The organism is Tardiphaga sp. 215_C5_N2_1 (assembly GCF_052076055.1).
GTDB classification, from domain to species: Bacteria; Pseudomonadota; Alphaproteobacteria; order Rhizobiales; family Xanthobacteraceae; genus Tardiphaga; species Tardiphaga robiniae.
The window spans coordinates 3,060,044-3,072,022 of sequence record NZ_CP197240.1 but is presented as its reverse complement, the minus strand read 5'-3'; the positions used below and the strand labels follow the sequence as shown (position 1 = coordinate 3,072,022).

The 11,979-nt window shown below is 57.7% G+C and carries 13 protein-coding genes; 5 read left to right on the top strand and 8 right to left on the bottom strand.

Annotation, left to right across the window (positions count from 1 at the left end):
* Positions 1 to 33 precede the first annotated feature (33 nt).
* Complete coding sequence (locus AB7828_RS14695) at positions 34 to 237, top strand: cold-shock protein (protein WP_068738889.1); 204 nt, start codon at positions 34 to 36, stop codon at positions 235 to 237.
* Between the two features lie 64 nt (positions 238 to 301).
* Here the strand turns inward: AB7828_RS14695 and AB7828_RS14690 are convergent, their stop codons facing one another.
* Entirely contained in the window at positions 302 to 454 is a 153-nt protein-coding gene (locus AB7828_RS14690) for a hypothetical protein (protein WP_158596709.1), read from the bottom strand.
* 668 nt (positions 455 to 1,122) lie between these two features.
* On the opposite strand from AB7828_RS14690, the gene AB7828_RS14685 reads away from it, so the two are divergent.
* Positions 1,123 to 2,139, top strand: a complete 1,017-nt coding sequence (locus tag AB7828_RS14685) for an AI-2E family transporter (RefSeq protein ID WP_439068590.1) — start codon at positions 1,123 to 1,125, stop codon at positions 2,137 to 2,139.
* 655 nt (positions 2,140 to 2,794) lie between these two features.
* Here the strand turns inward: AB7828_RS14685 and AB7828_RS14680 are convergent.
* A complete protein-coding gene (locus AB7828_RS14680; protein WP_120286805.1) occupies positions 2,795 to 3,658 on the bottom strand; it encodes a hypothetical protein in 864 nt (287 codons plus the stop codon).
* 685 nt (positions 3,659 to 4,343) lie between these two features.
* Here AB7828_RS14680 and AB7828_RS14675 point away from each other — a divergent pair.
* A complete protein-coding gene (locus AB7828_RS14675; protein ID WP_120286804.1) occupies positions 4,344 to 4,553 on the top strand; it encodes a hypothetical protein in 210 nt (69 codons plus the stop codon).
* A gap of 307 nt (positions 4,554 to 4,860) precedes the next feature.
* Here the strand turns inward: AB7828_RS14675 and AB7828_RS14670 are convergent, their stop codons facing one another.
* The 3 genes from AB7828_RS14670 to AB7828_RS14660 form a co-directional block, all read right to left on the bottom strand.
* Positions 4,861 to 5,322, bottom strand: a complete 462-nt coding sequence (locus tag AB7828_RS14670) for a low affinity iron permease family protein (protein WP_068738758.1) — start codon at positions 5,320 to 5,322, stop codon at positions 4,861 to 4,863.
* A 703-nt stretch (positions 5,323 to 6,025) separates the two neighbouring features.
* Positions 6,026 to 6,265, bottom strand: a complete 240-nt coding sequence (locus AB7828_RS14665; RefSeq protein ID WP_081422159.1) for a hypothetical protein — start codon at positions 6,263 to 6,265, stop codon at positions 6,026 to 6,028.
* A gap of 167 nt (positions 6,266 to 6,432) precedes the next feature.
* The gene (locus AB7828_RS14660; RefSeq protein ID WP_439068589.1) at positions 6,433 to 7,365 is read right to left on the bottom strand and encodes a DUF1236 domain-containing protein; all 933 of its coding nucleotides are present in this window, start codon (positions 7,363 to 7,365) and stop codon (positions 6,433 to 6,435) included.
* 161 nt (positions 7,366 to 7,526) lie between these two features.
* On the opposite strand from AB7828_RS14660, the gene AB7828_RS14655 reads away from it, so the two are divergent.
* On the top strand, positions 7,527 to 7,655 hold the full coding sequence (locus AB7828_RS14655; protein WP_286144418.1) for a hypothetical protein: 129 nt from the start codon (positions 7,527 to 7,529) through the stop codon (positions 7,653 to 7,655).
* Positions 7,656 to 7,898: 243 nt separating this feature from the next.
* Here the strand turns inward: AB7828_RS14655 and AB7828_RS14650 are convergent, their stop codons facing one another.
* The gene (locus AB7828_RS14650; RefSeq protein ID WP_081422136.1) at positions 7,899 to 8,531 is read right to left on the bottom strand and encodes a response regulator transcription factor; all 633 of its coding nucleotides are present in this window, start codon (positions 8,529 to 8,531) and stop codon (positions 7,899 to 7,901) included.
* Between the two features lie 71 nt (positions 8,532 to 8,602).
* Here AB7828_RS14650 and AB7828_RS14645 point away from each other — a divergent pair, with 71 nt between their 5' ends.
* Entirely contained in the window at positions 8,603 to 9,943 is a 1,341-nt protein-coding gene (locus AB7828_RS14645) for an ATP-binding protein (protein WP_158596707.1), read from the top strand.
* On the opposite strand, the gene AB7828_RS14640 is transcribed toward AB7828_RS14645, so the two are convergent.
* Together AB7828_RS14640 and AB7828_RS14635 are read right to left on the bottom strand one after the other, a co-directional pair.
* Entirely contained in the window at positions 9,940 to 10,128 is a 189-nt protein-coding gene (locus AB7828_RS14640; protein WP_139069975.1) for a hypothetical protein, read from the bottom strand. The genes AB7828_RS14645 and AB7828_RS14640 overlap by 4 nt on opposite strands.
* A 360-nt stretch (positions 10,129 to 10,488) precedes the next feature.
* Positions 10,489 to 10,893: a DUF1236 domain-containing protein gene (locus AB7828_RS14635; RefSeq protein WP_068738747.1), complete on the bottom strand. Its 405-nt coding sequence runs from the start codon at positions 10,891 to 10,893 to the stop codon at positions 10,489 to 10,491.
* Positions 10,894 to 11,979 lie beyond the last annotated feature (1,086 nt).

The window sequence follows — 11,979 nt, the reverse complement described above, 5'->3', positions numbered from 1 at the left end:
CGACGTTGTGCCGATAGCCGTAGGGAGAGCGATGTGGCGACTGGTACCGTAAAGTGGTTTAACGCGACCAAGGGCTTCGGCTTCATTCAGCCGGACACAGGTGGCAAGGACGTGTTTGTGCATATTTCGGCCGTGGAACGGGCGGGGCTGAGCACGCTCAACGAGGGTGCCAAGGTCAGCTACGAAGAGCAGGAAAACCGCGGAAAGACGTCGGCAGAAAACCTGCGCGTCGGCTGATTGCGGCGAACTGACTGAAATATCGATCCGCCGGTTTCCCAGTCCCCCGGCGGTTCTCCTTTGCTCAGAAGAAACCCGGGCTGAGATCCAAGCCGTAGGTCATTGCAAGGATCGATACGAACAGTCCGGCCGCCCCGAACCAGACAAGATGCATCCAAGGCGACGTTGTGGGTGCTGTGACGATCGAGGGCGTTGGCTGCTTCAGTGCGACTGGCATGATGGCCTCCTGTGTTGCTGGCCTTCATAGGTGCGGCGAGCTGTCGCAGAGGTTCAGTTCTATTTTGCTGACGAGACGATAGCGGCCGCGCACGAACAGCGGGACCGTCGACAACCACGAAGACGGCCCCGCCACGCGCTCGAACCCTAGCCTTGGGGGGCATCGGGCCGTTCGGCGAACCTCAGGATGGATTGGTTTTCAGGAGGTGTCGTCACAGCATTTTGCCGCATCGACGGCGTTACCGCGCATAGAGCGATTCGCTAATACCGTATTGCGTGCACTCATCGTGACTAAAAGGGAAAGCCCGAATCGAAGGGGTTTAGCAGATACGAGATGCAGCACGTAAATCTGCAAAAGAACGAAGCCGATACCGAGCGAAGTAGCTGAATTTTGCTGGGCAATTCATGTTGGCCTCGGAGCGATTCGAACGTCCGCCCCTCAGAATCGAAATCCGGTGCTCGTTCATGGCATTGCAACATTTTCCCGATTGGAACTGAACGACAGTCTTTTTTGTTCTTCCCCGATAAACGGGGGCGTGATGGATGGTAGAAAAGGCCGGAACGGAAGCGTTGCGCAAGCGACGGATGGTGCACATCGAACAAGCGTCACCCAAAGCAGAGCGAAAGCCGCTACCTTTAGGAGCTGACGCGCGTAGGAACTCCCGGGTCGTGCTTGCCCTGGTCCTTTTCGGCCTCGGGACATGGACCGCCTCAGCTTTTCTGCCGGCCCTGATATGGGCCACCATTCTCGCAGTTGCCCTGTGGCCGCTGTATCTTAAGTTTGCGGCGCGCTTTTCGTCAGGTCATTCAAGTCTGGCAGCGTTCATCTTCACCGCAATCGTGGCTTTGGTGCTGTTCACCCCGCTGTCACTTGCCATCTACCAAATCGCGCAGCAAGGCGACGTTCTTGTGAGGTGGCTAAAGCAAGCCCGCGAGAGCGGTGTTGAGGTGCCGGATTGGGTCGCGCGTCTACCGCTCGTTGCGGAAACTCTGCAAACTTGGTGGCGCGCCAACCTCTCGGATCCAAAAGCTGCAGCGGCATGGCTTCAAACTGTTAACGCGGATAATGCGTCGGAGTTGTTTAAAACATTCGGCTCACAGCTGCTTCATCGTCTTTTTCTGTTGCTGTTCTCGCTTCTGACCTTGTATTTCCTCCTCCGTAATGGTCGCGCTGTCACGAGCCGTTTCCTCGAGACGTGCGACCGCCTTATCGGCGATCCAGGAGAGGGACTCGTCGAGAAAATGGTCGAAGCGACGCGCGGCACGGTCAACGGTACAATTCTCGTCGCTGTGGGCGAAGGATTGCTTATTGGTATCGGATTCTTGGTCGCCGGCGTACCGACCCCCGTGATGTTTACTATAATAACCATAGCATTCGCGATGTTACCGTTCGGAGCCTGGTTGGCTTTCACCGCGGCGGCATTAGTTTTGCTCTCCGGGGAAGGCAGTGGGTTTGCGGCCGCTGGGGTGTTTCTATGGGGTGCGATCGTTATGCTTGCTGGCGATCACTTCGTATGGCCCACTCTGGTCGGTGGTTCGGCGCGACTTCCCTTTCTTCTAGCATTTGTTGGTATCTTCGGAGGTATTGCTGCGTTTGGCCTGTTCGGCTTATTCCTAGGGCCTGTCATTATGGCAGCACTACTGACCGTGTGGCGCGAGTGGATCTTCCGGCCAGTGCCGCAGTAACTTTGTGATCCTTCTTGAAGGGCTCCGCAAAATGAAAGATTTCCATATGAACAACGCTAGCTACTAACAACCGAGGAGGTGCCTTTGCCGTCACAACATCAGTAATGGTCCAAAGATCGTGGTCCGCGGGAGGGGCCCATACGGCAGAAATCATTTTTAAGTCAAGGCGTTCTGCGCTGGAGTTAATTAACCTCTAGCCAATCCCCGGCATTGATGTAGTTCACCTTCAGCGCCGCGAAGCTCGCGCGCAGGCAACGAAATAATGAGTTGAGCCGCGTCTAAGCAAGAATTACTCGATTAGAGGGTTCACCAGATCGCGCCCGTCAGCAGTGGCGAATCCACGCGGCAACGAAAGGCAACTCGTCGTCTTACAACACCCGACCGGCGAAACGGCCGGTCTTGGCGCAAGGCCATTGTGAGGTTGAGGGCCTTGCTGTGTGTGACCTCCAGCCCGCATGTGGCTCGCGTAGACGGCTTGCTTCAGGTTTCGCCCACAGGCGTCATACGCGCCATCGAACGGCTTGGCCAAATAAATCCAAGCGAAATCTAAAGCCCCCGTCGTCCGCCTTAGCCGCTGTTCAGTACAAGACTTGCGGCAGCCAAGGTTAGCGAGAAGATCGGCGCATTCAATTCGATCTACTACGTTCCACCTAACTCACGCGACCTCACGTCGATAGGCAGCTCCAGATCCGCGAGCACCCATCCAATGCGGCATCGCTGCACCGTCGCGGTGGCTGCCGCCGACGCTGCCGGCGGCCACCGCGATCACCGCGCCCAGCAATATGGCCGCCGCGACGGAGAAGGCCAGGATCACTGAACTCCGTCGAGATTTGGCTATCGACGCTTGAGAGGTTGCAATCGCGGCATCGACCCGTTTTTCCGCCTCTGCGCCGGCGAGACCGGTGTTCGCGGCAACGAGTTGAGCAAGATAAGATCGATCCTCGCTGCTCATTCCCGAGTGGCTCGACGAGGTCAAGAGAATTCTTCCCGCCTCCGCACGTTCCTGCAGAAGGTCTACGTTTGCGGCGCGACGCAAGGGCCTGAACAGGCGGTCGATCTCGTAGCTTAGCAAAGGCTCCGCAGCGCTGGTGCGTGCTGACGATGAGTTACTGTTCGGCCGCGTTAGTGTCGCGCTTCCAATGAAGGCCGCAAGCGCTACGCCGAGAACAACGGCAAGCGCCCACGCAGCGAGTCCATGTAGACCATCGCGCTGTTCAATTTCGGCGGTATCCAAAGCAGCCAGACCGACATTTGTCCGCCCTGCAATATAGCCTCCCACTCCGAAACTCAGCGCGGCTTGGAGAATGAGATAAAGTCCCGACAATATCCAAAGCGCAGCGGAGGCGTCCCGCCAAGTCGGAGCCGTCGATGAAACGCCAAGTCCGATCGTTACGCCAAAGGCCAGCAGAATTGACGAAAGCGCGGTCGCTATGAGGGCACCGAGGATTACGGGCGTCCAGCTCAAATACCTTGAGGGGACTTCAACGGAAGCTGCGCCAGGTTCAATCGATTCAACCATCTCAGCGCAACCCGAAGAATGACAACACGGCCAAGATGACGACGATTAATCCCACCAGATAAATCAAACCATTCATCGTTCTTCTCCTCGTTTTGTTACCGTCAGAGCCTGCAGTCCTCACCGCTGTATTCAAAAGCATCGCTCGGCCGTCTGCTGCATGAATCGACTTTTTTGCCCTGCGTTTTCAAACTCTCGAATATTGCTTATTGTTCCCGACGCGTTGAGGCTCGCGGCCTTAAGTGACGGTGGCTCTACCTGCCGCCAGGGGCTGCGGCGCATCCTCATCGCTCGCTTGTGTCTTCTCGGCCTCCAACGTATTCCCCAACCGGGAAAAAGATGATTGTGGCCGAAGGCGCCCGTCGGGATGGCCTTCGGGCGGTAAAAACGACCTCGCGTCCAAACGGCGAATAGGCCTGCTAGCTCCTTGATTGATCGTTCGCGGCGGTCCTTAGCCTCCAGCACCACGGCGGCGCTTCCGGGCCGTCGAGGAGCAAAACGATGAGCTACCATCTTTCAAATGGATGCCCAGTCCGGGCTGCGGGACAAAAATGTACTGATCTATTGAACGTCAATTTACGGCGACACACCGCGCGCTTCTCCGCTATGGCCGACGTTTCGGGAAGAACTGGCAACTTTCGCCGTCGTGCTGAGTTGGCACCGACTGTAAGCAATCGCCGGAGCGAGAATGGTTGACGAAGTGGCGGTGAGAAGGGCGGCAGAGACAGCATGGACGGTGTACAGGGCGGCGCATCCCGACGTCGATACACAGGACAGCCGCCGCTGCCTGCTGGAGCGCTATCTGCACAGGAGTGGTGAAACGCGAGAAAGCGATACCGAAGAACTCGCCAGCTTCGGCATAGCGCACCTGCGCCGGCTTCCCCAAGACGAATGTTGACGGGCATGAAAATGCTCGCTGGATGGGCTCAAGGAAGCACAAGGCCGAATTGGACACTGCTCGCGATTTCATTCCTCATTTCCGCGACCATCGTGACAGTCCTGCGGTTCGTGTTCGGAGGCTAGCCGATGCGGATTGACCAACTTGCTTCGTTGTAGGTTGCGGCGAACTTGACACCCCGGCCCGTGAACGGGTCGGCAGGATGCCGAGCGTCGTCTAGTCCTGAGCCGGCGCATGGACATGCCGACGACGAAAGTTACGATGAGGGGGATTGCGAAGCCAGGACGGAACCCGCATCATCCGTCCATCAGGACCCGGCGGCGTCCGCGGCTTCGCGAGCTTTCTCGCCCATGCGTTGCACAGTCCTTTCACCGACCTTCTCGGCAGCAGCGCGTGCCTCGCACTTGGTCCGGATATCCTCTAATTCCTCGTCGGTCAGATGCTCGATGCCGACGAATGAGTTATGAGCGGCACTCGTTCGGATGAGTTCGTCTAGCTTCACCTGAATGGCGGCGCTGTCTCGGTTCTGAGAGTTCTGGATGAGAAAGACCATCAAGAACGTCACAATCGTCGTCCCCGTGTTGATGACAAGCTGCCACGTGTCCGAGTAACCGAACAGAGGACCGGTCACGGCCCAGATGATCACGACGGCGGCTGCGACGATGAACGTCGTGGCTCGACCCGCGAGTTGAGAAGTCTTGTTAGCAAGGTCTCCAAAAAAGCGGGAAAATCCGCTGCGACGTTCGTTGTTTGACACTATTGAATCCATTTGCCGGTGCGACCTTCCACAACATGCCGTGCAAATTCAAGGCGATGGTAATTTATTGCTCGAGCGCTCGGGCACGCCAGGCGCGACATTTCTTGGCACCCATGGATAACGTGACGCTCAATAGCCCAACAATCATTACGCGCAAACGCTGTAGCAAGCTCACCAGGTCAAGGGTAGTTGCTCGGAATCCTCACGTTGCATCACTTGTGGCCTTGAAATGCGCCGGCTTGCATAGTGCGGCGTCTGGCGCATCTTACGCCGGCGGGGCGTTTCTGTGACTTGGCGGAGCTCAGTTGGCTTGCGCTCGGCGGTGTTTGTAGAGGCGAGGATAGGTGTCGGCTTCGCCGGCTCGACAGCAGCCGGTTGTAGGTGAACTTGACGCGGAGCGGATCCGCCGCCTTCGCCGCGCAGGCATTCTTCGGAGTAGTATGGCCAGTTTTGCTTTTCGCACACGCTATCGGCAGCAGTTTGCGAAACCCGTGCGGCGTCTTGGTCCATAGGCGCTCTGCCTAATGCGATTAGCGCGTCAGAAGCTCCTGCGGGGGCATTAGGCACCGCGGAGCCCTGGGTCGCAAATGCTAACGTGATGGAACCAGCGAAAATTATTAAGCCAGCTGCACGTCGATCGAATGTCTTTAGAAAAGTCATGCGGATAACCTTGTCAGAAAAGGAGGAGGTGGCCCATGCGGGCCACTTCCTAGGATCAATCCCAACGATGACGGCGCTGCTTAATCACTACCACCCGGTCGCGATTGCGCCAGCCGCGGTGCCATCCATGATCGCGGCGATATTCCGCGCGAGGGCCGCGGTAGCCGCGGTCATAGTCGCGGGACATTCCGTGATCCTCGCCGATGCGAACGCGCACGTCCTGCGCACTTGCAAAGGTCGGGGTAGTTATGGTCGCCACGACGGCAGCGGCAAATGCGTAAGTTGATAACTTCATCTTCAAGCTCCCTTGTTCAACCGAGACGCCAACGGGATAAAGTGGCAATCGTTCCGCTGTAGCTGCATTGATCCGCACAAGGCCAAAAAAAACTGCCCGCGGATGTGGACCCGGGGCAGTAGAGTGAACGAGGAACGAGTGTCTAGCGCCACAAGGCGGCGCCGGGCCTAACCTTCGATGATGTAGACGATCTCATGCGTCTGCGGTCGAAGGATAACGTAACGACCATTGACCAGAATGAAGTCGTATCCGCGCCATTCTGGATAGATTTCGATCACTCGCGTTGGGAGCGGGTGCACGCGCACTGTAGACGGTACCGTCACGCCTACTGAGATGTTGAAGTTCACATTGCGAACTTCCTCGACCTTTTCTTGCCGGATCGCACTAGTGATCTGCGTGCGCTTTTCAGCAGGAAGGGCAACGGTTGCAGACGTCGCGGCATTGCCCGTCGTAGACGCGGAGCCGGCCTTGCCGTCGCCGGTCTTAGCGTCAGTGGCAGCCTTGGTATCAGTTGTCGACTTGGTGTCCGTCGCGGACTTCGCGCCCTTTGTGTCGGTGCGCTCTTGCGCAGAGGTCCCGGCTTTATCCGACGGAGCGACGGCAGGCTTATCCTGGGCGGTCGTTGCTGGTTTGGTAGGCGCGGCCTTCTGGTCGGAGGCGGCCTTGGCATCAGGTGCAGACCTGGAATCGGTCATCGACTTGCCGTCACTTGCCGTCCCCTTTGCAGCGGGCATGTTGGTCGAAGGAGCCTCGCCGGCCCGCGGTGCTGATGCGGCAGGTGCATCGCCGCCCTTTGATCCGCTCGCGCCGCCGCCCTGCGCCAGAGCGAAAGCAGTCGTGGCAATCAAGGCAATGGCCGCAGCCGATCCCATCAATCTCCTATTCATTTTATGACCTCCACTGTCGAGACCGCTCATTCGGTCTTGCGCAACAACAGCGAAAGCAGTTTCTTGGTTCCGTTCTTGGATGACGATTCCGGGTAAAAGAAGCAATACGGGCGGCGCCATATTCCAAAAAGATGCGCTGATGCCAGCTGTTGTCTTCGTAACGCCGAGCTCAGGAACCCATCGCAGCCCGGGAATTTGTGTCAACGGCCGCATGGTGCGGTCAAAGGAGAGCAATATGAAACGGATGATAATCGCCGGGGTCGCGGCCCTTTTGCTGACGGCGGGAAGTGGAGCGGCCGTGGCCGCTATGCCGCTAGCGCCGATGACAGCTTCGGGCGATGCGATCGAGATAAAGGGCGGCCACGGTCATGGTCATGGCCACATGCATCGTGGTGGACGCGGACATCATTACGGCTGGTCCCGCGGGCGCGGGCATCATTACGGCTGGAGCCGCGGCCGCGGTCATCGTCATCATTGGTGATAAGTCCGGCGGACGCGATTAAGCGTCCGCCACTCGTTCCGCGCCTGGCGCTGTTGTTGCGCTGCGCCCACGCACGCAATGCAGCAGCGTTTCCGCAATTTCGCGCGGATCCGGCGACAGGCGTCGCGCCTCCCTAAGACTGTGGCGGCACTTTCTCCCATGTCATAGGAACGCTAGCCACTTGTCGATCCACGTCCTTAGGCTTTAAGCCTGCGGCTGATGGGAGCTGTGCCGAAAGAAGGCCAAGACTTGATCGTGAAGAACTCTAATTTAAGCCCATCTCGACGGCTATACGGATAAGATCGGAGTGGTTCCGTGCGCCCAGCTTCTGCTTCAGTAGGGACGTGGTATTTGCTACCGTCTTGTAGGAGATGCCGAGCGCGTCGGCGACCTCAACGATCTTGTCGCCCCGGCCGAGGAGCCGAAGAATTTCCAGTTCCCGGGCCGACATGCTGGTGGCCGGATTTGCCCGGATAGCAGCGCCTGAGAACGTTACTGTCTTGGCGAGATGCGGAGAAATGAAGTTCTCACCCGCGGCCACTTTGCGTACTGCCTTGATGAGCAGGCGCGGATCGTCGCCCTTAGAGACATAGCCTTGGGCACCGAGCTCGATGGCTCGGACTACAAAGGCTGGATCGTCATTCATGCTGAACATGATAATACGCGCGTCGGGATCATCCTTGCGGATACGACGCATCAACTCGAAGCCGGAAAGATCCGGCAGATTGATGTCGATGATCGTCACGTCGGGTCGTTTAGATAGATAGGCGCGGTGCCCCGATTTCTCATCGACCGCCTCATCGATGGATATTGTAGGGTCCGACGCAAACAGCGAACGGCAGCCCGACACCACGACGGGGTGGTCATCGACAATCAGGAGCTTCACAGGCTGTGCCATCGGCGGGACAATCTCGCAATTATGCTATGCATATTGGATTTCAACGCTTTGACCAGAGGAATGGTGCCGGGTTGACCAATTTAATGATTCCAATGTGGACGACTTTGTCGCTGCGTGCACGCATTTGCGTGCTGCTGGGCGGCATGTTTCTGAGCGCCCTGATTGCCGGCCTCGCTTTGCTATGGATTTTCTCCTCGGATCAAATTTTGGAGGAAAACGAGCCATCGGCGCGGTCGGCGATCACCGTCGCGGCGGGTTTGAACGCCGCTCTCGCGGCCTCCACAAGACCCGACGCAATCCTCGCGGCGTTCGTCGATCAGCTCGGTTCGACACCTGCGGATGCGATCCGGTTTCGCCGTGATGGCGAGGTGCATGCACCGGAGCAGGGCAAGACGTCCGGCAGGGTCCCGGAATGGTTCGTGAAAGCGCTGTTCGTGCCTGACCTTGCGCAGCATATTCCCGTCCTGGTCCAAGGTCGCCGGGTCGGCGATCTTATTTTCGAACCAGATCTCTCTGCGCAGATCTACGAGAAATGGATCGGCTTTCTCTCGCTTCTCGGGTCACTCGTCGGCATGGCATTGCTTGCCGGCCTCTTGTCGTTTGTGACGATTGGCGCAGCGCTGCAGCCCTTACGCGATCTCGCTGAGGGGCTGGCACGGCTCCGCACTGGTGACTTCTCGAAGAAAGTCGATTGTTCCGGCCCCCCTGAAGTTCGGGAAAGCTGCTTGTCCGTGAACGAGCTTGCTTTGACTCTCGGTCGCCTCAGTTCAGAGAACCGAAGTCTATTACGAAAGATGATCTCCATCCAAGATGAGGAGCGACGTGACATCTCGCGTGAGTTGCACGATGAACTTGGTCCACTTCTGTTTGCTATCCGGGCTAACGTTACTGCTATGATCGACGACCGCGGCAGCGGCACCAACCGGTCTATGGGAGAGGAGCGCGTGCTGCAGGCGGTAGAGGCTTTGCAAATCGCCAACCGCCGCATTCTTGAGCGGCTGCGACCAATGCTCATCGAAGAGCTGGGTCTCGATGCTAGCATCCAAAAGCTTTTGCGTGACGTACACACGCAGGTGCCTGAAATGGCCGTGACATTCGAGATCGATCCCCGGATCGTCACGGCGGACAGTGTGGTCGCTCAGACCGTATACCGTTTGCTGCAGGAAGGCATCACCAACGTCCTGAAACATGCCGGTGCGTCTAAGATGAGCGTGAAGACCGAGGTGACGAACGAAGCTATTCTGGTCGAGGTTGCCGATAATGGTGCGAGGGCGCCCCTAGAGCCGAAATTCGGCCGGGGCCTGACGGGGATGCAGGAGCGCCTCCGCGCCTTAGAAGGAAAGTTTGACTACATCCGTGCCGACGGATGGACAACAATCCGGTGTAGCCTACCGCTGGCAGCGCCGGATTAGGTTGGACCGGCCGTCTTTGCCATCGGCGTGATCTCAAAACCGGCCAGCGAGAGAGCCGTGATCACTACCTTTGCAACGCAGGTCGCTTGCTCGCTCGTTATCGGCAATTTTTCTCCGTTGCGGTTCTCGATAGCACAAGTGCTAATAGCCTCGGCTATGATCGTCATTAGCTGGAAGTCATCCACCTCTAGCAACTCCTGAACAAAGCAACGACCTGCTTAAGTCTCTAGGAACGGCACGTTGAATAGACAGGGCTTGGGGCCTCCGATCTATTATTTGACGATGCGAAACGCCGCGTCCCGGGCACGTGGCGGGTCTTCCGGCTGACGATGATGCGCCATGCTGCGCAGTGAATCGGTGGGCCTCCAGCCCTTTGCGGAGGAGCTTTTTGTCGGAGAGCTGTCGCTTTCGCCGATGGCAAATAGAACTCCCAGCAGTACGGCGCCGACCCACACGAAATATTGAAATATGGGCAAGATGATCCTCCCACAAAGACGCGTCGAACTGGTCGAGGCGGCCCTTTCGGCCCGCCTCGAAAAGCGCGCTTAGTCGATCACTTCGACAATACGATGGGTGCCCGGGTCGACCAGTACGGTCCGATCGTTGACCACCGTGTAGCGATAGGCAGTGGAACCGTACTCTCGCGGAACTTCATAATAGGTGACGCCGCTGTCGGGCAATACGGCACCGACGCGTAGCTCGCGGTCATACCGGTATGACGGGTGACGACGCTCGGTGACGTAGCTGTGGAAGCGGGGACGGTTGGCCTCGGAAATGCCGCCTGCCGTGGCGCCGGCGGCAGCGCCAACGGCGGCACCGACAGGGCCGCCGACGGCGCCACCGACGATTGCGCCGCCGACGGCTCCGCCCGCCGCTCCATTCTGAGCGAGGGCAGGCGAGAAGTAGGCCAGCGAAGCGATTGCAATGGCAGCCGTGGAAATGAATTTCATGATCGTCCTCCTGGTGTGTTGGCGGAGTGAAAACTGCCAACGCTTAGGGTCGTTCCGTCGAATTGCCGCTTTATCCCGACATTTTCCATCGCCGTGTGGAAGGCGGGGAAACGGCTTCTAACCGAGTGATCGAGGACCGCGCGCCACGTTTGTACCCGTTAGTACATTGACTTATATGACCTATCATAACTATTGGATGTGATTCAGAAAGCGTGGTGCTGACTATTATGAGCCCTGGCGGAAATAGACGAGCGGGAAATCCTGGTATCTCGATTGCTGCCGAGGAGGAAGACAGCTGCATATAGAGCGCGGGGATTTGGACGCGCATCCGGCGTCGGAGGAATTGTTTGTCGACATCGCCGAGGCGGCTGACGCTCCATGCCGGGATTGACCGCTATGAGCTGGTGGAAGGTCAGATTTTCTGACGTTAGAAAATAGTGGGATCGATAGCCGACTAATGCATGACCGAACTATAAACAGAAATCCTAGGCGCGAAATGAACACAGACAATGGTGCGGACGAACACGTCATCTACCAAACGAGATTTCAGGGAAGGGTACTGGATTTCCGCGGGCGTCCCGTTTTCCTGAGATACGACTGCTGTGAGTTCGTCAAATGCCAGATACTGCTCGATGAGGGGACCACCAGCGTCGCTTTCACGTACTGCACGTTCGAAGATTGCAACATCGATGCAATCCAAGCCGACGAGCATCGAGGCGTGGTCGCTCGCGATAATATTTTCAAGCCGCCAATAGAAGATCGCAGGCTTAACTTAGAACGACGCTTAGCGTTGGCGCTCGCTGCGAGGGATGTGTCACGCGGACGGAGGTTCCCTTAATCGATCGATGTGCTCCTGAAATTGCAACAGAGGCGTGATGCCCACTCGATTAGCATTCGGCAACGGGACCCATTGAGTGATCGATTCATGCGTGTCCCGCTTTCCGCTACGCGCGAAGGCTGGCACTGCCATTCGCTAAGGCTCGAGCCGCGCCGACATGTGCTGCAAGCGCGAGACGTCGTGGAGCGCTGGACATGCGATTGCGCATCCTTGCGATTAGTCGCGTCGACTCTCGCTAATCGGAACCG

Coding starts and splice junctions, on each gene's coding strand:
- AB7828_RS14665 (WP_081422159.1), bottom strand. CDS start 6,265: ATGAAGTTATCAACTTACGCATTTGCCGCTGCCGTCGTGGCGACCATA.
- AB7828_RS14650 (WP_081422136.1), bottom strand. CDS start 8,531: ATGGCACAGCCTGTGAAGCTCCTGATTGTCGATGACCACCCCGTCGTG.
- AB7828_RS14680 (WP_120286805.1), bottom strand. CDS start 3,658: ATGGTTGAATCGATTGAACCTGGCGCAGCTTCCGTTGAAGTCCCCTCA.
- AB7828_RS14670 (WP_068738758.1), bottom strand. CDS start 5,322: ATGGATTCAATAGTGTCAAACAACGAACGTCGCAGCGGATTTTCCCGC.
- AB7828_RS14675 (WP_120286804.1), top strand. CDS start 4,344: ATGGTTGACGAAGTGGCGGTGAGAAGGGCGGCAGAGACAGCATGGACG.
- AB7828_RS14635 (WP_068738747.1), bottom strand. CDS start 10,893: ATGAAATTCATTTCCACGGCTGCCATTGCAATCGCTTCGCTGGCCTAC.
- AB7828_RS14660 (WP_439068589.1), bottom strand. CDS start 7,365: ATGCGGCCGTTGACACAAATTCCCGGGCTGCGATGGGTTCCTGAGCTC.
- AB7828_RS14655 (WP_286144418.1), top strand. CDS start 7,527: ATGGCCACATGCATCGTGGTGGACGCGGACATCATTACGGCTGGTCCC.
- AB7828_RS14690 (WP_158596709.1), bottom strand. CDS start 454: ATGCCAGTCGCACTGAAGCAGCCAACGCCCTCGATCGTCACAGCACCC.